Source organism: Nocardia sp. NPDC046473, assembly GCF_040645995.1.
Taxonomy (GTDB): domain Bacteria; phylum Actinomycetota; class Actinomycetes; order Mycobacteriales; family Mycobacteriaceae; genus Nocardia.
Map to the genome: position 1 here is coordinate 226,833 of NZ_JBEYZJ010000003.1, position 21,948 is coordinate 248,780.

22 protein-coding genes are annotated in these 21,948 nt (G+C 68.4%); 12 read left to right on the plus strand and 10 right to left on the minus strand.

Going from position 1 to position 21,948, the window contains the following annotated elements:
- Positions 1 to 81: 81 nt before the first annotated feature.
- From ABZ942_RS11100 to ABZ942_RS11125, 6 genes are all read left to right on the plus strand, one after another.
- Positions 82 to 858 carry an alpha/beta fold hydrolase gene (locus ABZ942_RS11100; RefSeq protein WP_357380675.1) on the plus strand — a complete coding sequence of 259 codons (777 nt, stop codon included), beginning with the start codon at positions 82 to 84 and terminating at the stop codon, positions 856 to 858.
- Between the two features lie 3 nt (positions 859 to 861).
- On the plus strand, positions 862 to 1,158 hold the full coding sequence (locus ABZ942_RS11105; RefSeq protein ID WP_357380677.1) for an MGMT family protein: 297 nt from the start codon (positions 862 to 864) through the stop codon (positions 1,156 to 1,158).
- A 40-nt stretch (positions 1,159 to 1,198) separates the two neighbouring features.
- Positions 1,199 to 1,942 carry a VOC family protein gene (locus tag ABZ942_RS11110; RefSeq protein ID WP_357380679.1) on the plus strand — a complete coding sequence of 248 codons (744 nt, stop codon included), beginning with the start codon at positions 1,199 to 1,201 and terminating at the stop codon, positions 1,940 to 1,942.
- 89 nt (positions 1,943 to 2,031) lie between these two features.
- The gene (locus tag ABZ942_RS11115; protein WP_357380681.1) at positions 2,032 to 3,765 is read left to right on the plus strand and encodes an NTP transferase domain-containing protein; all 1,734 of its coding nucleotides are present in this window, start codon (positions 2,032 to 2,034) and stop codon (positions 3,763 to 3,765) included.
- 44 nt (positions 3,766 to 3,809) lie between these two features.
- Positions 3,810 to 4,568 carry a class I SAM-dependent methyltransferase gene (locus ABZ942_RS11120; protein WP_357380683.1) on the plus strand — a complete coding sequence of 253 codons (759 nt, stop codon included), beginning with the start codon at positions 3,810 to 3,812 and terminating at the stop codon, positions 4,566 to 4,568.
- 145 nt (positions 4,569 to 4,713) lie between these two features.
- A complete protein-coding gene (locus ABZ942_RS11125; RefSeq protein ID WP_357380684.1) occupies positions 4,714 to 4,914 on the plus strand; it encodes a hypothetical protein in 201 nt (66 codons plus the stop codon).
- A gap of 70 nt (positions 4,915 to 4,984) precedes the next feature.
- Here ABZ942_RS11125 and ABZ942_RS11130 read toward each other — a convergent pair whose 3' ends face one another.
- The gene (locus tag ABZ942_RS11130) at positions 4,985 to 5,110 is read right to left on the minus strand and encodes a hypothetical protein (protein ID WP_357380686.1); all 126 of its coding nucleotides are present in this window, start codon (positions 5,108 to 5,110) and stop codon (positions 4,985 to 4,987) included.
- A gap of 14 nt (positions 5,111 to 5,124) precedes the next feature.
- Between ABZ942_RS11130 and ABZ942_RS11135 the strand changes: the two genes are divergently transcribed.
- The 5 genes from ABZ942_RS11135 (at position 5,125) to mtnC (ending at position 10,933) form a co-directional block, all read left to right on the plus strand.
- Entirely contained in the window at positions 5,125 to 7,437 is a 2,313-nt protein-coding gene (locus ABZ942_RS11135; RefSeq protein WP_357380688.1) for an arylsulfatase, read from the plus strand.
- A 104-nt stretch (positions 7,438 to 7,541) separates the two neighbouring features.
- Positions 7,542 to 7,889 (plus strand): DUF1330 domain-containing protein, encoded by a 348-nt coding sequence (locus ABZ942_RS11140; RefSeq protein WP_357380690.1) that lies wholly within the window; start codon positions 7,542 to 7,544, stop codon positions 7,887 to 7,889.
- 127 nt (positions 7,890 to 8,016) lie between these two features.
- Positions 8,017 to 9,675 carry an S-methyl-5-thioribose-1-phosphate isomerase gene (gene mtnA / locus ABZ942_RS11145; RefSeq protein WP_357380691.1) on the plus strand — a complete coding sequence of 553 codons (1,659 nt, stop codon included), beginning with the start codon at positions 8,017 to 8,019 and terminating at the stop codon, positions 9,673 to 9,675.
- The gene (locus ABZ942_RS11150) at positions 9,672 to 10,247 is read left to right on the plus strand and encodes a cupin (protein ID WP_357380693.1); all 576 of its coding nucleotides are present in this window, start codon (positions 9,672 to 9,674) and stop codon (positions 10,245 to 10,247) included. Before mtnA ends, ABZ942_RS11150 begins: the two co-directional genes overlap by 4 nt.
- Entirely contained in the window at positions 10,244 to 10,933 is a 690-nt protein-coding gene (gene mtnC / locus ABZ942_RS11155) for an acireductone synthase (protein WP_357380695.1), read from the plus strand. Before ABZ942_RS11150 ends, mtnC begins: the two co-directional genes overlap by 4 nt.
- 4 nt (positions 10,934 to 10,937) lie before the next feature.
- Here mtnC and ABZ942_RS11160 read toward each other — a convergent pair whose 3' ends face one another.
- From ABZ942_RS11160 to ABZ942_RS11180, 5 genes are all read right to left on the minus strand, one after another.
- Positions 10,938 to 11,372, minus strand: a complete 435-nt coding sequence (locus ABZ942_RS11160; protein ID WP_357380697.1) for a YdeI/OmpD-associated family protein — start codon at positions 11,370 to 11,372, stop codon at positions 10,938 to 10,940.
- A gap of 19 nt (positions 11,373 to 11,391) precedes the next feature.
- Positions 11,392 to 11,844, minus strand: a complete 453-nt coding sequence (locus tag ABZ942_RS11165; RefSeq protein ID WP_357380698.1) for a VOC family protein — start codon at positions 11,842 to 11,844, stop codon at positions 11,392 to 11,394.
- A gap of 155 nt (positions 11,845 to 11,999) precedes the next feature.
- Entirely contained in the window at positions 12,000 to 12,257 is a 258-nt protein-coding gene (locus tag ABZ942_RS11170) for a hypothetical protein (protein WP_357380700.1), read from the minus strand.
- A 29-nt stretch (positions 12,258 to 12,286) separates the two neighbouring features.
- Positions 12,287 to 13,165, minus strand: coding sequence for a hypothetical protein (locus ABZ942_RS11175; RefSeq protein ID WP_357380702.1), 879 nt, complete (start codon positions 13,163 to 13,165; stop codon positions 12,287 to 12,289).
- 63 nt (positions 13,166 to 13,228) lie between these two features.
- Positions 13,229 to 13,639: a cupin domain-containing protein gene (locus tag ABZ942_RS11180; protein ID WP_357381850.1), complete on the minus strand. Its 411-nt coding sequence runs from the start codon at positions 13,637 to 13,639 to the stop codon at positions 13,229 to 13,231.
- A 229-nt stretch (positions 13,640 to 13,868) separates the two neighbouring features.
- Here ABZ942_RS11180 and ABZ942_RS11185 point away from each other — a divergent pair, with 229 nt between their 5' ends.
- On the plus strand, positions 13,869 to 15,572 hold the full coding sequence (locus tag ABZ942_RS11185; RefSeq protein ID WP_357380704.1) for a metallophosphoesterase: 1,704 nt from the start codon (positions 13,869 to 13,871) through the stop codon (positions 15,570 to 15,572).
- 1 nt (position 15,573) lies between these two features.
- Here ABZ942_RS11185 and ABZ942_RS11190 read toward each other — a convergent pair whose 3' ends face one another.
- The 4 genes from ABZ942_RS11190 to ABZ942_RS11205 are packed head-to-tail and all read right to left on the minus strand — an operon-like array spanning position 15,574 to position 21,834.
- Complete coding sequence (locus ABZ942_RS11190; protein ID WP_357380706.1) at positions 15,574 to 15,915, minus strand: TfoX/Sxy family protein; 342 nt, start codon at positions 15,913 to 15,915, stop codon at positions 15,574 to 15,576.
- Positions 15,916 to 15,957: 42 nt separating this feature from the next.
- Positions 15,958 to 16,935: an alpha/beta hydrolase family protein gene (locus ABZ942_RS11195; RefSeq protein WP_357380708.1), complete on the minus strand. Its 978-nt coding sequence runs from the start codon at positions 16,933 to 16,935 to the stop codon at positions 15,958 to 15,960.
- 40 nt (positions 16,936 to 16,975) lie between these two features.
- Positions 16,976 to 17,689, minus strand: coding sequence for a DUF6875 domain-containing protein (locus tag ABZ942_RS11200; protein WP_357380710.1), 714 nt, complete (start codon positions 17,687 to 17,689; stop codon positions 16,976 to 16,978).
- Positions 17,686 to 21,834, minus strand: coding sequence for an amino acid adenylation domain-containing protein (locus ABZ942_RS11205; RefSeq protein WP_357380712.1), 4,149 nt, complete (start codon positions 21,832 to 21,834; stop codon positions 17,686 to 17,688). Before ABZ942_RS11205 ends, ABZ942_RS11200 begins: the two co-directional genes overlap by 4 nt.
- Positions 21,835 to 21,948: the final 114 nt, after the last annotated feature.

Here is a 21,948-nt window from a genome sequence, read left to right on the forward strand (position 1 = left end):
CAACAGACACGACCGACACGCCGACGGCCCCCTCGCGCGACTCGCCCAACGAGTGTTCGCGGCACCGGTCAGAATGGACCGGTGTCTGCTCTGAATGTCTATCGATTCGGCCCGGCGACCGGACCGGCGGTGCTGGCCCTGCACGGTGTGACCGGCCACGGCAAACGCTGGGAACACCTGGCCGCCAACCATCTCCCCGACGTCCGGATCATCGCGCCTGACCTGCGCGGACACGGGCGATCGAGCGCGCTGCCGCCGTGGACCTTCGAGGCAGTGGTCGATGACCTGGTCGAGTTGCTCGTCGCGGAGACCGCGGACCCGGTGACTGTGGTGGGGCACTCGTTCGGCGGCGCGAGTGCGTTGTATCTCGCGCAGCGCCGCCCGGACCTGGTTCGCCGGCTGGTGCTGTTGGATCCGGCCATCGCGCTCGAGCCGGATCTGGTCGGCGGCATCGCCGAATCGCTGCTGGCCGAGCCCGACTACGTGTCCGTGGCCAGGGCTCGCGAAGACAAACTCGCCTCCGCCTGGGCGGATGTGGCGCCGGACATTCTGGCGGCCGAGCTCACCGAACATCTGGTGCCCACGTCGCAGGGCCGCTTCGCCTGGCGGATGAGCCTTCCCGCGATCACCTCGTACTGGGGCCAGCTGGCCCGCCCCTTCGTGTTGCCACCGCGGGACCTGCCGACGGTGCTCGTGCAAGCGTTGAAGGTACAGCCGCCGTTCGTCACGCCCGCGTTCCTGGCCGCGCTCACCGAGCACCTCGGCGACCGCCTCACCGTGCACGAGTGGGACAGCGATCACATGATCCCGCAGGCCCTGCCCGCTGAGACGGCCGCGCTGATCCGCTCGGTGCTCTGAGCGATGGCCACCACCGACGATCAGGTCGAGCGGGTTCGAGCCCTGGTGGCCTCGATCCCGCCCGGCCGGGTGGCGACCTACGGCGACATCGCCGCGGCCGCCGGACTGTCCACACCGCGCACGGTCGGCTGGATCATGCGCACCGACGCCGCCGACCTGCCGTGGCATCGGGTGATCGGCGCCGGCGGCAAGCCCGCCGCGCATCTGGCGGACCGGCAGCTGCGGCTGCTCGCGACCGAGGGTGTGCCGATCCGAGAGGGACGAGTGAACCTGCGGGCGGCGCGTTTTCCGTTTCCGTGAACGTGCACGCGGCGAGCGGCGCGACGACTACCGTTGGTTCATGTCCACCCGCCTGGCGTGTGTCGTGTTCGATGCGGACCGGCCTCGGTTCATCGCGGACTTCTGGGCCGAACTGCTCGGTTGGGGCGTGACCATCGATCGCCCGGAACAAGTGGACGTGGCGGCCCCCGACCCCGACGGTGCCGACCTGGCGCTGGCCTTCCTGCCCGCCGTCCGGGCCAAGCACGGCAAGAACCGTATTCATCTCGACCTGGCCAGTCGTTCGATCGACCATCAGCGCCTGCAGGTGGATCGCGCGCTGTCGCTCGGCGCTCGTCGCGTCGACATCGGGCAGGGCGCGGTGCCGTGGGTGGTGCTCGCCGATCCCGAGGGCAACGAATTCTGTGTGCTCGAACCGCGCGAGGAATATGTGGACACCGGCGCCGTCGCGGCGATCGTGATGGACACCCGAGATCCGCTGCGACTGGCCGAATTCTGGTCCACCGCGGCCGGCTGGCCGGTCGCGCACGGCGGCGAGCAGGTCGCCGGGCTGCGGTCGGCGACCGGGCTCGGCTCGTGGCTGGAGTTCGTGCGCACGCCCGAGGCGAAGTCCGGCCGCAACCTGCTGCGTCTGAATCTGGCCTCGTTCGATGATCAGGCCGCCGAGGTGGCCCGGCTGCGGGCCGCCGGTGCCACCCAGATCGCTGGTGTGCACCCGTCGACCGCGCCGAGGCTCACCCTCGCCGATCCGGAAACCAACGAGTTCTGCCTGCTCCGGCCCGTGCGCGACTGCTCGACCGTGTAGGCAGTCCTTGCTCTAGGCCGCCTCCCGGCCGTGCGGCGGCGACGAATTAGCATGTCCGCCATGGTGTACCTAGCTCGAGGCCGCGCTCGGTGACCGCTGCCGACGCGATCGTGCTCGCGGGTGGCCGGGCCAGCCGGATGGGCGGTGTCGACAAACCGGCGATCGTCATCGGTGGTCGATCCATGCTCGACGCCGCCTTGGCCGCCGTCGCCTCGTGCGCGCACACGGTCGTGGTCGGGCCACACCGGCCCGAACTGCCGCCGGAGATCAAGCAGACGCGGGAGGTGCCGCCCGGGTCCGGGCCGGTCGCGGCGATCGGCGCCGGTTTGCGTTCGCTCGGCTCGGCGGCGCCGCTGGTGGTGGTGCTCGCGGCCGATCTGCCGTTCCTGTCCGCCCGGTCGATCACCGAGTTGATCAGATATACCTGCGAATCCGGGGCCGACGCGGTGTTCGCGGCGGACGAGTCGGGACGGCCGCAGTATCTGATCGGGGTGTGGCGGCGGACCGCGCTGGCGGCGGCGCTCAACCGGTTGGATTCGCTGATCAATCAGCCGATGAAGGCGCTGATTCCCGCCGATTCGGCGATCATCGCGCTGCCCGGTGTCGCCGACTGCGATACCGACGAGGAAGTGCGGCAGGCCCGCGCCGCGGTCGCCACACCCGCGCTCTCCCTCGATGAGGCACGGAACATCCTGCGCGACAACCTCTCCCGGCTCATCAGCTACGAAGCCGACCTGCGCTCGGTGCGCGGCGCGGCGCTCGCGGCGCCCTTGGCGGCCGTCGGGCCGCTGCCCCGCTTCGACGTCTCCGCGATGGACGGGTACGCGGTGGCGGGCGAGGGGCCGTGGCGGTTGCGCCGCGACATCGGGTTCGCGGGCGGTCAGCGCCCGGTCGGGCTGCTGCCCGGCGAGGCGGTGCGCATCGCCACCGGCGCGCACGTGCCGGACGGCACCACCGGTGTGGTGCGCGACGAATTCGTCCGGGTGGCACCGGATGACCGCCTGCATCGCCTACCGGACACCCCGATCAGGGACGACGTCCGCCGCCGTGGCGAGGACCGGCACCCCGGCGATCTCGTTGCGCCGCAGGGAACTCCGGTCACCGCCGCGTTGATCTCCGCGGCGGCGAGCGTCGAGGTGACCGCCGCGGCGGTGCGTGGGCCGGTCCGCGCCAGGATCGTGATGACCGGCGACGAGATCCGCAGCGAGGGTCCGCTGCACAACGGCCAGACCCGTGACTCGATCGGACCGATCCTGCCGGACCTGCTGTCCTGGTACGGGATTCGCACCACCGACCGGGTCCATCTGCGCGACACCCCGAACGGCTTCGACGAGGTGCTCACCGCACCGCTCGACTGCGACCTGCTGGTGATCGTCGGCGCGACGGGCAGTGGCGCGGCCGATCAGCTACGCGCCGCGGTAGACCGCACCGAGGCACGAGTCCTGGTGCGGCGACTACGACTACGGCCGGGTGGCTCTACTGTTGTCGCCGAACTGTCCTCGGGCACTACGGTTCTCGGCCTGCCGGGCAATCCGTTCGCCGCCGTGGCCACCTTGCTGGCGCTGGCTCCCGCCCTCGTCGAGGGCCGCACCGGCGGCGCCGCTCGCCACCCCCTCCTCGGCCCGCTGCACAATGCCGCCGAGATAGCGGGACCGGTCGCCCGCATCGTCCCCGCCCGCTTCGCCCCGCAGGGTGGCTGGCTCGGCGACCCGAACATCCGCACCGCCCACCTCGGCGGCCTCGTCGACCGGGACGGCCTGGTCATCGTCCCCGCCGACGCCACCGACGGCGCGACGGTCGAGTTCCTGCCGCTGCCCGGGTAGGAAACCTGTTGCCTCGACGGCAACCACTCGGCAACAATCGGGGCATGGGACGCAGCTTCGAGGATCTGGTGGCGGAGGCCGGTGCGGTCTCCGTGGCCGGCTGGGATTTCGGGTGGCTCGATGGGCGGGCCAGCGAGCAGCGGCCGTCGTGGGGGTATCAGCGGGTGCTGGGTGAGCGACTGGGCAAAGTCGCTGCGGCACTGGACATTCAGACCGGTGGCGGCGAGGTGCTCGCCGGGGCCGGGAAGCTGCCGCCGCTGATGGTGGCGACCGAGTCGTGGCCACCGAACATCGCCAAGGCGACGCAGCTGCTGCATCCACTGGGGGTGGCGTTGGTCGCGGATCCGGATGAGCCGCCGTTGCCGTTCGGCGACAATGCCTTTGATCTGGTGAGCAGTCGGCATCCGGTCACCGTGTGGTGGTCCGAGATCGCGCGTGTGCTTCGGCCATCCGGCACCTATTTAGCGCAACATGTCGGCGATGCAAGTGTTTTCGAACTCGTCGAGTATTTCATCGGCGCACAAACCGAGGAAATTCGTAAGCGCCGCAATCCGGATGACGATCGGGCCGCGGCGATCGCCGCCGGACTCGAAATCGTCGATCTCCGATACGAACGGTTGCGCGTCGAGTTCGGCGATATCGGCGCGGTCGTGTACTTCCTGCGGAAGGTGCCGTGGATGGTCCCAGACTTCACCGTGGACCGGTACCGCGACCGGCTCCTGGCTATGCACGACGAGATCGAAGCAAATGGTCCATTCGTCGCCCACTCGACCCGTTTTCTTATCGAAGCGCGCAAGCCTTAACGCATCAATATCGCCTCTACCTGGGGAAACACTCCGGATCGCCGATGCGACAGGCAATTTTCACTTTCCCTTCCGGAATTGCTCGCGGCTCGCTATCGTGAGTGACGTTAGGCGAATATCAATCCCCGGAAAGGACCGAGTGGAGATGGCTGAAAAGTCCAAGAAAACGCCTAAGAAAATGCCGAGGCAGATGGATCGGCAGCAGCAACAGCAGCGCCAGGATCAAAACCAGAACCAGGGCATGAACCGCCCCGGCGCCCCCTCGGACGGCAACCGCATGCCGAACCAGCGCCAGTCGGACGAAGATCGGCGTAACGCCGATCAGCGCCGGATGGGCCACAACTAACTGATCTGCACCGCGTGCCGCCGGTTCACAGTGGAACCGGCGGCCGCGGCTGTGGTCGTTGCGCCGCGCCTCAGGCGCGCGGTACCGCCACCCGATGCACCACCGCGAGATCGTGGTTGACGAACAGGTAGCAACCGGACAGGCCACCGGTTCCGCGCACTGTGCGCGAAATGCTGGTGACCTGGCGATATTCCACGGTTTACTGGCACGATGCCTGTTCCCTCCCATGCCCGCGGTTATGAGTCCTTTGCCGGCACCATCGGACGCACCACCGCGGATTCGACCCCCGAGTGGACCTCTCCGCCGACGGCACCGGCGGACGCGCCGAACATTATCGTGGTGCTGGTCGACGACATGGGATACAGCGACATCGGGCCGTTCGGCTCCGAAATCGACACGCCGACCCTGGATCGGCTGGCCGCGCGCGGTGTCCGCCTGACGAACTATCACACCACGCCGCTGTGCTCGCCATCGCGAGCCGCGCTGCTGACCGGAATCAACTCCCACCGTGCGGGTTTCGGCTTCGTCGCCAACGCCGATCCCGGATATCCCGGCCTACGCCTGGAACTCGCCGACGACGTGCTGACGCTGCCGGAGATCCTGCGCACCAACGGATACGCGACCTACGCGGTCGGCAAGTGGCATCTGGTGCGTGACGCGACGATGAACCCTGCGGCGCACCGGGATTCGTGGCCGACCCAGCGCGGCTTCGACCGCTACTACGGCTCGCTGGAGGGCCTGAACTCCTTCTACTATCCGAATCAGCTGGTGTCGGACAGTTCCGTGGTCGACGTCGAGGAGTACCCGCAGGGCTACTACCTCACCGACGATCTGACCGACAAGGCGATCTCCTATATCAAGGATCTGCGCGCGCACGATTCGACCAAGCCGTTCTTCCTCTACTTCGCGCACGTCGCCATGCACGGCCCGCTGCAGGCCAAGCCCGCCGACCTGGCCAAGTACCGCGGCCGCTACGCGGAGGGCTGGGACAAGCTGCGGCAGAACAGGTTCGCCGCGCAGCTGGCGCAGGGCCTGTTTCCCGAGGGCACCGAGCAGAAGCCGCGTAACACCGAGCCCGGTTACGAAGCGGCGGAATGGGATTCGCTCTCCGCAGACGAGCAGCGCCGCTTCGCCAGGTACATGGAGGTGTACGCGGGCATGGTCGACAGCATCGACCAGAGCCTCGGGCGCATCCTCGACACCCTGGAACAGCTCGACGAACTCGACAACACCATCGTGGTGTTCACCTCCGACAACGGCGGCACCGCCGAGGGCGGCCCGGAGGGAACCCGCACCTACTTCGCCGAATTCGCGCATATCGACGATCCGGACTGGGTCGGCGACGTGCCGCTCGACGAGGAGCTGATCGGCACCGCGCAGCTCGGCGTGCACTACCCGCGCGGCTGGGGGCAGGCGTCGAACACGCCGTTCCGGTTCTACAAGGGACAGACCTTCGCCGGCGGCGTGCGGGTGCCGTTGGTCGTGTCCTGGCCGAAGGGGCTGGCGCGGACCGAGGACGACAACGGCATCCGGCACGGGTACGCCTACGTCACCGACCTCGCGCCGACGTTGCTGGAGCTGGCCGGGTTGCCGCGGCCGAGTGCGCGTAACGGCTTGCCTGCCAAGGAGTTCGACGGAATCTCCGCCGCCGGGTTGCTGCGCGATCCGCAGGCACACACCAGGCACACCGAGCAGTACTCCGAGATGACCGGACATCGCGGCTTCTATCGCGACGGCTGGAAGCTGTTGTCGCTGCATGAGCGCGGCGCCGATGTCGACGCGCCGAACTGGCAGCTGTTCGATGTGCGCGCCGATCCGACCGAGCTGCACGACCTTTCGGCGCAGTTCCCGGAGAAGGCGGCCGAGCTGGCCGCCGCCTGGGACGAATCCGCCTGGGCCAATACCGTTTTCCCGCTGCTCACCCGGCAGGATCTGGCCCGCAGGCGGCCCGAGGAGCGGCGGTTCAGTGAGCCGCTGCGGCTGCTGCCCGGCACTCCCACGTTGGAGCGTTACCGCTCGCAACGCCTGATCGCCTACCGGGACTTCACGATTACCGCAGAGCTGGACAACTATCAGCCCGGCGAGGAGGGAGTCCTTGTCGCACACGGTGATCCGCTCGGCGGCTACCTGCTCTACCTCGAGGACGGCTGGCTGACGTTCGGGGTGAACAGCTACGGCAGGTACGACTCGGTGTCGACGGGTCCGCTCGCGCCGGGCACCCGACGGATCTCGGTATCCGCGACAGTACGTCCGCGCCTGCGCTGGGATTTCAGCGTCGAGGTCGACGGCACCCGCGTCGCCGAACTTCGCGACCAGGTGCAACTGGTCGGCATGTCGCCGTGGACCGGCATCTCTGTCGGAGTCGACGCCAGGGGCCCGGTTTCCTGGGACCTGCGGGAGCGCCGTGGCGCCTTCCGCTACACCGGCGCGCTGCGCGCGATCACCTACACCCCCGGCCCGATCCGAGTGCCGACGGGCACCATCGAGGCGGTGGAGCGGGAAGCGGAATTCGTTGCGGAATAAGCGGATCGGCGCTTACCCCGGAGGTAATTGTCCCGCCCCGGTGTGCGGCCTACGTTCGGGTCGGCGTCGCTTCTCGGCGACGTTACCGAGCAAAGGAACAGTTCATGTCCGCCTATGGCTTCGCCCATCTGCGCGCCCGCAGGCCGCACGCCGACATCCTCGAGTACCTGGAGCGCATTCAGGACACGTTGGATCCGTTCCACGGTCACTTCGTCATCCACGGCCCGCCGGCCGAGATCGCGGAGGGCAGCTGGCCCGGCAGCATGGTGCTGATCGAATTCCCCGATCTGGACACGGCCCGGGCGTGGTACCGCTCCCCCGCGTATCAGGCGATCATCCGCCTGCGCACCGATCACATCGATGGCGATCTGCTGCTGATCGAGGGCGTCGGGCCGAACTACGACCCGCGCGAACGGGCCGCGAAGCTGCGCGCCCAGGCCGCCGCCGAGTAGTCCGGCTCGCGCGGCCACGAGCTGCCGGTGATCGACTGCGGACGTTCGGCCGACTTTCTCCGAGCCACCCCGGTCCGATACCGTTGACCAGGCACAACACGGCTCCACGCGATAAAGGATGCGCCTGATGGACGACAGTTCTCTGATCTGGGACGACGGTGCGCTGGTCACCATCGACCAGCGTGGGCTGCCGCACGAAGTCCGCGAGCTGCGGCTCGACACGGTCGATGCGGTCATCGACGCCATTCAGGTGCTGGCCATTCGTGGCGCACCCGCCATCGGCATCGCCGGAGCGTTCGGCGTGGTCATCGCCACCATCGCGCACACCGTCGACGGTGTGGTGGACGAGGTTCGAGCGCAGGCCGACGCCGACCGCATCGCAGCCGCCCGGCCGACCGCGGTGAACCTCGCGTGGGCGGTGCAACGAGTGCGCGCCAAGGTCGCGCAGGGCGCCGACGCCGTGCTCGCCGAAACCCTGGACATGCTCGCCGAGGACGGCCGGGTCAACCGGGCCGCCGCGACGCACGCCGCCGATCTGGTGCAGCAACTCTGCCCGGACCGGCCGCTGCGCGTGCTCACCCACTGCAACACCGGACGGCTCGCGACGAGCGCGTTCGGCACCGCGATCGGCACGCTGCGGGTGCTGTCCGATCGTGGGGCGATCGAGAACGTGCTGGTCGACGAGACGCGGCCGCTGCTGCAGGGAGCGCGGCTCACCACCTGGGAGCTCGCCGAGGCGGGCATTCCGCATCGGCTGACCATCGATTCCGCGGCCGCCTGGGCCATGGCGACCGGGCAGGTCGACTGCGTGCTGGTCGGCGCGGATCGGGTCACCGCGAACGGGGACGTGGCGAACAAGATCGGCACGTATTCGCTCGCGCTCGCGGCTCGGCATCACGGGATTCCGTTCATCGTGGTGGCGCCGGAATCGACCCGCGATCCGCACATGGCGACCGGGCGCGACATCGTTGTGGAGGAGCGGGCGGCCGCCGAGGTGATCGGATTCGGTGGTGTCGCAACGGCTCCCGAGGGGACCGAGGTGTTCAATCCGGCGTTCGATGTGACGCCAGGTGAATTGGTGACGGCGGTCGTCACCGAATTGGGTGTGGTGCATCGCGCGGTCGACGGCGGGAATCTCCTGCCCGGCAAGGCAATTGCTGATATCGCGCGCGGGCTGTACCAGCGCGGATGGATGCCGGGCACCGCAGGCAACATCTCGGTGCGGACCGGCGAGACGGCCGTGATCACCGGCAGTGGCTTGTCCAAAGGTGAACTCACCGAACACGACATGGTGATCGTGCAGGTGGCGGATTCGACGCCGATCGCGGGCAACAGCCGGAAACCCTCGGCGGAGACCACGATTCACACCGCGGCCTATCGAGCCACGGCCGCGCAGGCCGTCGTGCATATCCATCCGCCGTATGCCACCGCGCTGGCGACTCGCTCCGGCGCGTCCGACGAGGTCACGTTCCTGCGCATCACCGACTATGAGCTGATCAAGGGTCTCGGTGGCACCGATCCCGCCGCCATCGACATCCCGGTGTTCCCCAACTGGCCGGATGTGCCGCGCATCGGCGCCGATATCGAGCGCTACCTCACCGATCACCCCGCCGCTCCCCCGGTCCTGTTCATCTCCGGGCACGGGATCACCGCGTGGGGGGACAATCTTTCCCAGGCGCGCGATCGCGCCGAATGCCTGGAAGCCTTGTGCGAGCTGGTCGCCCGCACCGGGCGGCGTCAGGCCTTCGGTGCGCACGACGAGATTCTCGAGATTGGACTGACATGACCCTGCTCCAGGTGATGGCCGCCGACAACGCGGCCGACGTGCGGGTGCGGACCACCGACGACGCGGTGATCGGCACCGAATTGGCAAAGCACGGCATCACTTTCGGTCGCTGGCCGGTGGTGGACAACGCCGCGGCGGTCGCTTCCGACGAGCTGCTCGCGCACTACACCGACCAGGTCGCCGAACTGAACGAGTCCGGGCGCTACAAGCACATCGATATCGCCCGCATCCACCCGGACGACGCGAACCCGGAGTGGCCGCAGATCGCCAAGGGCGCGCGGGAGAAGTTCCTCAACGAGCACCGGCACGCCGAGGACGAGGTCCGCTACTTCGCCGCCGGCCGCGGCTGCTTCTACCTGCACCTCGGGCACGAGGTGCTGGCCGTCGTCTGCGAGGGCGGCGACCTGCTCTCGGTGCCCGCGGGCACCCTGCACTGGTTCGATATGGGCAGCCGGCCCGACTTCATCGCCATCCGCTTCTTCGAGGAGGAAGACGGCTGGGTCGGCGATTTCAGCGGCGACCGGATCAGCGAAGGGTTCCCGACCCTCGACGAACTGCTCACCAACTCATGATCACCACGGTAGTTGTCGACATCGAAGGGACCACCAGCCCAACGAGTTCGGTGCGCGAGGAGCTGTACGGCTATACCCGCGAACGGCTTCCGGCGTGGTTGGCCGAAAACCGCACGGACGCGGCGGCTCCCATCATCGCCGCCACCCGGGAACAGGCCGGGCGGCCCGAGGCCGACACCGACGAGGTTGCCGACATCCTGCGCGGCTGGCTCGATTCCGACGTCAAGGCCGAGTCGCTCAAGGCGGCCCAGGGACTGATCTGCGCGGAAGGTTTCCGCAACGGCGCGCTGCACGGCGAGTTCTTCGACGATGTGCCGCTGGCGCTGCGCGCCTGGCACGCCGACGGTCTCGCGCTGTATGTGTATTCGTCGGGATCTATTCGCAATCAACAGGATTGGTTCGCGTTCGCCCGCGGTGGCGAGCTGGCCTCCTTGATCAGCGGCCACTTCGACCTGTCCACCGCGGGCGGCAAACGCGAGGCCGCGTCCTACGAGAAGATCGCGGGCGCGATCGGCGCCCCCGCCGACCGCATCCTCTTCCTGTCCGATCACCCGGACGAGGTCGACGCGGCCGTCGCGGCAGGCTGGCATGCCATCGGTCTCGCCCGTCCCGGCGAGCCCAATCCGCCACGCCCACCGCATCGTTGGGTCGATACGTTCGCCGACATCGATCCTGGCGCACTGTAGCGGATCAGCTCAGCGACTCGACGACCTTCGCGATCCGCCGGGTGCGCGTCTCCGCGCGTTTGGCCTCGACGACCGCGGTGACGTGTTCGCGCCGCCGCGAAAAGGACAACTTGTCGAAAGCGGCGCGGAGACCGGCGGATCGCAGTGCGTCGGCGAGGTCGTCCGGAACCTCGACGGTTCGCTCGCCCTCGTCGCGCACCACGGTCACCACAACTCGGTCGCCGGGCTCCTTACCCAACTCGGTGCGGATCGCCTTCAGCATGCCGAGGCACGGCCCGGCGCCCATGTCCGCGATGGAGCCGCGGTACTCGACGCCGTCGAAGGCCGCCGCGACCGGAATCCGGCCGCCTCCGCCCAGCGCCGCGACCACCTCGCCCGGTACCGCGACGTACGCGCCGCCACCAGCACCGGACTCGATGGTCGCCTCGAATTGCTGCATGATCCGACCCTGAACGCTCTCAGGCGTTGTCATGCGCATCCTGCAGCGTCTCGAGGTCGAGCTTCGACATGCTGCGCAGGGCGGTCCCGACGGCGATGGTCTTGGCGGGATCGGCGCTGCCCATCAGGGCGGGCAGCGCCGCGGGAACGATCTGCCAGGACAGGCCGTAGCGGTCGGTGAGCCAGCCGCACGGGCCGGGCTCACCCCCGTCGGTGAGGGCGTCCCACAGCCGATCGATCTCTTCCTGTGTCTCGACCACCACCTGCAGCGAGGCCGCGTCGGTGAACGTGTGGCCCGGCCCGCCGTTCATCAGGGTGACCGCGTGGCCGTCGAGGTCGAGCGAGACAACAAATGCCGCCCCGTCCGAGCTGCGGGAGACATCGGTGATCCGCGAGTTGGGCACCACCGCGGTATACAAATTGGCTGCCTCTTCGGCCGCGTTGTCGAACCAGAAGTAAGTATTGACGGACATGATGGGCTCCTCGCCGATGGTGTGTGACTTGCTGTCACCCTCTGGTCGGAGCCACCATCCCCACTTCGACCTATCTCCCCAAATTCCCCAAAAGTTTTTTCCGCTGGGTTTGACCTGGACCTTCGGTAAGGCCACCATGGCTTTCCGGACTGCACCTAGTCATCGACGAAGAGGTCATCGACCTTGGCAACTGTCGCCGACCTACGTAGCCAACCGCGCAGCACACCAAGGTCGGTGCACGACGTGATGCGGTCCCGCACATCTTTCTCGACGACGAATCCACGACTCTCCAGGATCCGCAGAATGCCTATGACGCGTCCCACGGTCAGCCCCTCGATCCACCCTTCGATCCATCCCTCATCCCGCAGGCGTTGTGAGGTCTCCGAGCGGAAGAACGACAGGTCAATCGGCATGCTGACCTCCAGGGCGGGTCGTGCGCCGATTATGCATGTCGATCATCGACAAAGAGGTCGGCAGCATTGGGCACCGTCGCCGAACGACGGAGCCAGGCACGCAGCACGTCCTGGTCTTCGCACGATGTGATGCGCAGATGAGCATCGGGCGGAACTTCGATCGATCGCGCATCGAGGATGTCGAGAATGCTTCTGACGACCGCCTTGATCTCCCCCTCTTCACGCAGGCGCTGCGAGGTCTCCGAACGGAAGAACGACGGATCGAGCGACATCAGGTGCCTCCAAATTTCGGCGGCCTGGCTATTGCCCAGGCCGAGTTCGGTGAGTTCGGCGAAGACGTAGGCGTCCTCTTCGTCAATCCCTCGCAGTGCAGCGGCCAGCGATTTCAGTATCGCATCAATGCATGGATCTTTGGCGTGCGTCATTGCGGAGAGTGCGGCTAGGGGGACGTCGGCGGCTGCGACGGCGGGATCGGTCACGACGGGCACGTTGTCCGGGCCGAGGACTAGGGGGCGCATGGTGAGGCTGGCCCAGAACGAAGGGCCGAACTCGGCGGGGCAGGCGGCCCACTCCGCAGTGCGTCGGTCGTGGCAGACGACCAGGAGCACTGCCGGAAGGCGGTACTTCGCGTGGGCGTGGGCCAGGTAGTACGCCCACGCCGAGGGCTTGTCCGGGTCGACCTCACCTTGGGCCTCGACCAATAGCAGAAATCGACCCGACGGCGTAGTGAACCGTAATAGGGTGTCGACTCGGCGCTCGAGTGGTCTGATCTCGGTGAGATCGGTTGGTAGCAAAACTACTTCGGTTGGGTCATCCAGGGGGACATTCAACTCGCGGAAGGCGCGCGCGAACATCGCTGGGTGGTCTTGGAAGATCCGGTGCAACGCTTCATGTTGAGAACCGACCATGCCGACGAAGATACCTCGAGAATCGAAAGTATGTTCGAGTCACAATAAGTGTGCGGATATCGATTAGGCGCAGGGTGGGGCGGGGGCGTCTTGGAAGAGGGGTTTGCCGGTGGGTGGGGTGTAGATGACGTCGAGGACGAGGGGGTCGGGGCCTAGGTTGCGGCCGATGTGGACGTTCCAGTCGCCTTCGGGTTCGTAGATGAAATCGCCTGCGTGGTAGATGGGGGCTACGCAGTCGGGGCCGGGGTGGGTGAGGGTGCCTGCGCGGATGAGGCCGAAGACGGGGCCGTCGTGGTAGTGCCAGCCGGTGGAACCGCCTGGGGCGATGGTGATTTCGCGGACCACGAGGTCGGTGCCCGCGACGAACGGGAGCAGTCCGGCGGGGATCTGGGCTTGGGCGAGGGTGACGGCGGTGATGTCCGTGCCGGGCGTGGCGTCGGCGGGAGCGCCAGTGCCGAGGGCGGCGCCGAGCATGATCGCGACGGCGGTCGCGCGGGTGAATGGCGTCATCGCGGGAGCATATCGGGCGGCGCAGGGCACGGACAGGTGAATTCGGGCTGGTCGTCGCTGAATTGCCGGCTTCGGATGTGCGCCGGGGTCGTCTGGCGGCGGGTGTCCGGATCGGCAGAGTTCACCCATTGTTCGCACTCGGCTCGCAGTGTCGAGTTGCCGGGTCGGCTCGAGCGGTAGAGCATCGGTCGTTATGGCGTCGAATCCGCTGAATCCCGTAGGCGATATTCCGGAAACCGGAATTCCAGGCGGGCTCTCCGCCGAGATGACAATGGCCGAGCAGCACGAATGGCACCGCGGCTATTTACGCCGGCATCCGGTGACGCGCCGCAATATCCTGCGCGGGGCCGCGGCGGCCGCGGCCGTGGCGGCGGTCGGCACGTCGCCGTTCGGTAAGCGCGCCTACGCCCAGGACGCGCAGCTCGCGGTGGGTGGGCGCCACGTCGGGTTCGGGCCGGATTCGACCAGCCAGCTGCGCTTCGCGGCCCAGCTGTCCAGGCAGCCCGCGGGCACCAAGGTATTTCTCGATCACGGACCCACGCCCGCGCTCGGCGCGACGGTGGAGGCCGAGGTGCGCAACCTGCTGACCCAGCTGCCGAGCAGCGACGGCGGAGTGCTTGCGGCAGAACAGTTCTACGCGCACGCGCCGGTGGACGGACTGCCCGGCCGGGCGCCACATTTCTACCGCTGGCGCACCGCCGACGGGTTCGCCGGCGACATCCGCGCCGCCGCCACCGCGATGCCCACCGCACGGGCCGCGATCGTGCCGTTCCGCTTCACCATGATGGGTGATCAGGGCACCGACGAAACACCGGCACAGCCATCGGGTGTCGCGCCCGGCGACTACGACGACAAGTACTACAAGGCCGACAACGATCCGAACGCACCGCACGCCACCAACGTGCTGCGCCAAATCGCCGCGGCCAGACCGGATTTCCACATCCTGGCGGGCGACATCGCCTACGCCGATCCGTCCGGCGCGGGCAAGCCCGCCCAATTCATTTCGCACGGTGCGCAACTCCCGGACGGCTTCGACAAGTTCAACCCGTACGTGTGGGACGTCTACTTCGGCGCGATCGAGGCCAGCGCAGCGCAGACGCCGTGGATGTTCGCGACCGGCAACCACGACATGGAGGCGACCTACGGCAGCCTCGGCTACGGCGGACACACGGCGCGACTCGACCTTCCCGGCAACGGGCCGTCCGGCTGTCCGTCGGCGTATTCGTTCACCTACGGCAATGTCGCGGTGCTCTCGCTCGACGCCAACGACGTCTCCTACGAGATTCGCGCCAACACCGGGTATTCCGGTGGGGCGCAAACGAGTTGGGTGGAACGCACGCTCGCCGCCTACCGGGCGAACCCCGGCATCGACTTCCTCGTCTGCTTCTTCCACCACTGCGCCTATTCCACGACCGACGCGCACGCCAGCGACGGCGGCGTGCGCGATGCCTGGGTGGCGCTGTTCGACCACTACCAGGTGGACCTGGTGCTGCAGGGACACAATCACGTGTTCGAACGCACCGACCCGATCCGCGGCAACGCGGCGACGAAGGTCGCGGGCGACAACTCCGTGGTCTACCCGGAGACCGACGGCACCGTCTACTACACGGTCGGCGGCGGCGGTCGGCCTCGCTACGACTTCCAGCCGGGCTCGCGGGAGTCCTACCGCGGCAACGAAATACCGGACACCTCGGTGCCCAACAGCTACGTGTGGTCCGCCGGCGGCGACAAGCAGGACGAGGCCGCCCCGTGGTCGCGGGTGCGCTTCCGCAACTACTCGTTCCTGCGCGTCGACGTCCGTCCCGGCGTCTTCGCGAGCGAAATGGACGTGACCGCCGTCGACGAGTACGGCCGCGAGTTCGACCGGGTCACCTACCGCAGGCAGGTTCGCGGCTGACCTACTTCTTCTTTTTCGGCGGCAGCGACCGCGCGTAGCCGACGCCGCGGTCGACCCATTCCCGCAGCACCGTGTCGTCGTCGGCCGCGTCAGGGGTGACGTACAGCCAACCGACCCTTTCGCGGCCGCCCATCACCATGGGCTGGACGAATTCGATGGCGAGCAACCGGTCGTTTTCCTTCGGATCGACCCGGACCAGCAGGCCGCCCCGCCTGCTGGCCGCCACCGCCATATTGCCGCCGATCAGAAAGGCCAGCCCGCCGAACATCTTCCGCTCGGACAGCTCGGGCCCCGGTGTGATCAGAAACCGAATGCGGTCGGCCAGTTCCTCGTCATATGCCATAGCGGAATTGTCACCCCCGGCACCGACATGTTCGACCGCTACTCAAGCGCCGATCGCCCCGGCGAACAGCGGCCAGGACAGGTGCACGTCGTCCTGCCAGTAGGTCCAGGCGTGCGTGCCCGCCGGGCGCAGGTTCGCAGTGACCGGGATGCCGAGCTCGTTCAGCCGGTCCACGAACGGCCGGGTGCAGCCGCCGACGACCGTCTCCATCACGCCGCCGACCAGCATGCGATCCGCCAGGCGGGCCGGGTTGCCGTCGATACCGCGGTCACCGATGTTGTCGTGCTCGCCCGGCGCCCCATTGCCCGATGAAACGTACAGCGCCAGCCCGCGCAAGCGTTCGGCCTGCACCATCGGATCGTTCGCAGCCCACGCCGGGTTTTCCGGCCCGCCCCACATATTCGACGCGTTCGCGCCGAACACCGCGAGCTGCGCCGAGACGTACGCCTGCGCCACCGGATCACTGGTGCGCGGGCAGCCGCTGTAGGCGCCGACCGCCTGGTAGAGGCCAGGTGCGCCGGTCGCGAGGTTCAGGGCCGAGGTCGCCGACATGGACAGTCCCGCAATGGCATTGCGGCCCGTCATGCCGAACTTGGCCTCCAGCAGTGGCGGCAGTTCCTTGGTCAGGAAGGTGGTCCACTGGTTGCGCCCGAGTACCGGGTCGTCGCGTAACCAGTCGGTGTAGTAGCTGGCTCGCCCGCCCATCGGGACGATCACGTTGACGTTCTTGTCCGCGAAGAACTCCGCGACATCGGTGCGCCGCGTCCACGGGCCGCCGTCCTCGCCGCCGTCGACCGCGTTGAGCAGATACAGCGCGGGCGCGCCCGCGCCCGGATGCGACATCCACAGCGTGATGGGCTTGTTCATGGCCGCCGAGTGCACGACGACCTCCAGTTCCCGCCCGCCGAGCGGTCGCACATCGAGGATGCGGGAATCGGGATCGGCGGCGGCCGTACCGGCCGGGACGATCGCGGCGACCACCGCGAGAAGGGGAACCAGGCATCGCATCAGCCGGCGCATGGCGTCGAGTATCTATCAGGGGCGCCGGGACGCCCGGCATTCACCGGGCGTGTTCGCCGAACGAATGAACGCGCAGGTCGGTGATGGCATCATCGGCGACATCGGCTATTTGCAGTCGCTCAGCAATCGACCAGCGCAATCGACGCGGGAGGTCGGGCGCGACCTGTGTCAGATACGCGTACAGCCATTCCGCGCGGCCGACCAGGAACGGGAAATCGGTGTTCATCATCTTCCGGATCACCAGCATCGGCAGCGGAGCGTCGAGGGGGCGGAAGTCCTTGTTCCACAAGCCGGATACGCCGCAGCCCGGATAGAACTGGCCGAGCATCAGGCCCTCGTCCACCACGGCGGTCTTACGCGCCAGATGCACGGCGTCGACCAATTCGTGGCGGGTGAGTCCGGGAAAGAGGGTGACGGTGGTCAGCATTCGGGCGTCGGCGTCGGTGCGCAGGCAGCGATAGATCTCGAAGGCGTCGTCCACCGCCGCGGTCATGGTTTCGACGGTGAGGTCGTTGCCGCCGGGAACTGCAGCGGCCCACAGACTGTGGTGCGTCATCGTGTGGCGGACGAAGGGACACACCGGGCCGTCGCGGCCCAATTGTGGATGTGGGTGGACCAAGTGGTCGCCGATGTAGCGAATCAAGGTGGCGGCGTCTGGATTCCGCCGCTCCCACTCCCCTGGATCGTCGAAGACGTTGCACCACTGGAACCCGGTGCGCGCACCGACGTGCCCGCGCGCGGCCGAGGCGGTCACGGCGCGCTCCGTGCTGCGGCCGGCACGGTTATGCGCTCGAGGTGCCTGGCCAGGATCGGGCCGATCACGCCGACCACCGCCGCGTTGGTGAGCTGGGCGTGGGTGGCGGCCACCGGGTGTTCGATGAGGTCGCCGGTGACGAACGGGCGCCACAGCTCGGCGCCGAACAGCTCGGTCACGCCGCGGGTGGCCGAAAAGTACAGCAGGTCACCGTCGAAGACGCCGGGGCGGTAGCTGTGTGAGAGGGCGACGCCGTCGACGTAGCCGCGATGCAGCCGCTCGAGCTGGGACGCGGACAGGCCGCTACCGAAGGACGCACCCGCGCTGGCCAATTCGGCGGCGGCCTCGACGGCCGTCACCTCGTGCGCGGCGTCGGCATCGTCCGGTTCGTCACCGAGCAAGTGGGTCAACAGGTCTCGCATGCGCGGTACCGGCGGCGGGTTGGCGCCGTCGGGGAAGACGACGCTGTCCAGCATCGCCAGCGCGGCGACCGAGGCGCCGCGGGCGCGCAGCCGGACGGCGATGGCGTGCGCGATCTGACCGCCGAGCGACCAGCCGAGCAGGTGATACGGGCCATCCGGCTGGACGCTGAGCATCGCGTCGACGTAGGCGTCGGCGAGGTCGTCGATGGTGCTGATCGTTCGGTCGGGGCCGGTCAGGTTCGGCGCCTGCAGGCCGTACACCGGGCGGTCGGTGATGTAGCGCGCCAGCCCGGCATAGCACCAGGCCAGTGGGACCGCGGAGTGGACGCAGAACAGCGGGGGTCGAGTTCCCCTGCGGCGCAGCGTGAGCAGGACGCCCAGTGCGTCGTCGGCGGTGACGTCCGCGCCGTCGTAGCCGGAGATCCGTTCGGCGAGCGCCGCGACGGTCGGTGTCGTGTAGAGCCAGCGCACAGTCACCGGGACGTCGGTCGCGGCGGCCAGCTCGGCCGAGACCGCCACGCCGAGTAGGGAATTCCCGCCGAGCTCGAAGAAGTCGTCGTCCAGGCCGACTCGCGGTTGCCCTGTTGCCCTGCCGATGTGCTCGGCGACCAACTGCTGTGCCGTTGTCTCGGGGGCTCGATACGGACGCGGTGCCACGACCGGGGACGGCAAGGCGGTGCGGTCGAGTTTTCCGTTGCCCGACACCGGTAGTCGATCGAGTTCGATCAGCGCCGACGGCACCAGCGCCGCGGGCAGCGTGCCGCGCAGACTGCGCAACGTCTCGGCGGGATCGAACCGAATCCCCGCTGCCGCCACCACATAACCGACCAGCCTGGCCTCCGGCTGCCCGGCATCGGCGACGGTCACCACCGCGTCCGCGATCCCCGGCTCCGCGCGCAGCGCCGACTCGATCTCCGCCGGTTCGATGCGCCGTCCGCGCACCTCTACCTGCCCGTCCACTCGGCCGAGGAATTCGAACGCGCCGTCCGGGCCCGCACTGACCAGATCGCCGGTGCGATACAGCCGTTGCCCGATGCCGAACGGGTCGGCGATGAACCGAACGGCGGTGCCGGTCGGGTTGCGGAGGTAACCGTCCGCGACACCGAGACCACCTAGGTAGAGCTCGCCCCTGGCACCAGGCGGCACCTGCGCCAACCGCGAATCGAACACCACCGCAAGCACTCCTGGCAACGCCGCGCCGATCGTGACGGGCTCGTCGGGCTTCATGGCCGCGGTTTGCGTTGCCATGACGGTGGTTTCGGTCGGTCCGTAGCCGTTGAACAGGCGGACGTGCGGCGCCCACGCGCGCACCAGTTCCGCCGGGCAGGCCTCGCCGCCGACCACGACGGCTTGCAGGCCGGGCAGGTCGGCGGGTGTCAGGGTGGCGAGAACCGCGGGCGTGGTGAGGAAGTGGGTGCTGCCGGTGTCCTCGAGCAGCCGGGCCAGCGCACCGCCCGCGACCACCGACGGCGGCTCGACCACCAGTCGGGCGCCTGCCGCGAAGCAGGCCAGCAGTTCGAGCAGATGCGCGTCGAACGACGGTGCGTGTGCGTGCAGTACGACCGAATCCCGGCCGACCCCATAGTGTTCGGTGATGTAGCCGGTCAGCGACCCGAGCCCGCGATGGGTGACCAGCACGCCCTTCGGTGCGCCGGTGGTGCCCGAGGTGTAGATCAAGTAGGCCGCATGGTCGGGCCGCAGCGACCGTGGGCGCTCCTTGCCGTCGATCGGCGTGCTCGCTCGGCGATCGACTTCCGCCACGGTCCGGGAGTCGTCGAGCATCAGCCAATGAATGCCGCACCGGCTCGCGCTCTTGCGTGCACCGGCTGCGTCATCGGTCCGCGTGGCCGGACGCTGTCTACCGTCCCCTACGGGGATGGGCTCGACGTCACGATCGGCGAAGGCGGTGTCACACGGGAGGTGGTCGCGCACCGCGGTTACCGTAAGCCCTTGTCGCGCTCCGGAATCCGCTATCACCGTGGCGATGCGATCGGTGGGGTCGTTCGGGTCGACCGGCACGAAACACGCGCCGGCCTTGGCGACCGCCCAGAGCGCGAGCACCGATTCGAGTGATCGCGCGATGGCGACCACGACGAACTCGCCTGGTCGAGCGCCGCCCGCCATCAGTTCGCGCGCCCATCGCGAGGACGCCTCGTCCAGCTCGCGGTAGGTCATCGTGCGGCTGCCGCCCTGTATCGCGACGGCGTCCGGCACGAGGCCCGAGCGCAGCAGTTCGGGCAGCACCCGGATCGGTCCTGCGGGCTCCGCGGCCACCGGGGCGGGCGGTGTGAGGTCCAAAGCCGGTATCGGGCAATCGGATTCGGCGGCGAGGAAACGGGCGAAGTAGTCGAGGAACATGCGGTGCTGCCAGGCCACCATGTCGGGCCGGTAGCGGGCCGGGTTGGCGTGGAAGTCGATGCTGATCGAGCGTTCGTCGGGACCGGCCTGATAGCCGTTCACCAGCAGGTCCTCGACCGGGCCGAGGGACAGCAGCCGCACCTGGCCGGTCAGCGCCCCGAGGCCGAACGGCTCGGTGAATCCGAGCACGTTGACGACCGGCCCGAATCCGCCGCGCACCACGTGGTGTTGCCCGCGGTCGCGTTGCATGTCCTCGTACCGGTACCGCTGATGGCGTAGCGCGCCGATCACTCGCGAGCGCACCTGGGCGATGATCGCGCCGACGGTGGCGGTGTCGAGGCCACTCAGCCGCAGCGGCACCACATTCGACATGGAACCCGCCGAGCGGCGCAGCGCCGCGGTGGGACGCGCGGTGACCGGCAAGGTGAGCGTGACCTCGCCGCGGCCGGTCATTCGGGCCAGGTAGCAGGCGAAGGCGGTGACGGCCAGTTCGGGGAAGGTCGCGCCGTGGCGAGCACGGGCGGCGGCGACCAGTTCCGCCGTCGCGGCATCCAGCGTCGCGGTCACCCGGTGCGGTCGTGGCTCCGGTGCGGCGGGGCGTCCGGCCAGGCCGAGGGGTTCGCCGAGTGTTTCGAGTTGGTTGTGCCAGTAGTCACGGTCGGCCTCGGCGCGGGGCGAATCCTGGTATCGGCGTTCGTCTTCCAATAGCTCGGGCACCGACATTGCCCGGATGGTCTTCGATCGGGCCACATCCGGGGCTGTCGCGGATCCTGCCCCGTCCTGCCCCGACGAGCCGCCGAGCCCTTGCCCCGCAACGACTTCCGAGCGGTAGAGCTCGCCCGTGCGACGCAGCACCGCCGCGGCTCCCACGCCGTCGACGACGATGTGGTGACTGCGCAGATACAGCAGATGATGGTCCGGCGCGATCTGGAACACGGTCGCGACGGTGAGATCGTCGGTGCGCGGATCCAGCGGGGAGCTGTAGTCGCGTTCCATCTGATCCTGCGCCACGCCGATCGGATCCGTCTCGTCGGTCAGATCCACTACCCGTATCGGCAGCTCCGCCGCTTCGTCGACGTACTGATGCGGATACCCGTCGACGAGGCGGAACCGCAGGTTCGGCGACTCGAGTTCGCGGGCCGCGCGGCGGGCGCACCGCGACATCAGGGCGACGTCGAGCGGGCCGGTCAGGTCCAGGTACATCGCGACCGTGATCGGCACCGACGGGTGCAATTGCTGAGCCACCCACCAGCGCAGCTGCGCCGTCGACAATGGATACATCGACTGTGCCGTTGCCGCCGCCCGGTCGAGCGACACGGCGTAGTCGGCTCCGGTCAACACGCCTCCCTCGGATTCGGCAGCCACCGCTGAATCGTCCATGGGCAAACTTACGGCATCCGCGCCCGAACAGGCCGTAATTCCAGCGCGATCGGCGCGTGCTTAGGCCACTGTCAGCGCAAATGAATCTGGCCCGGGTGT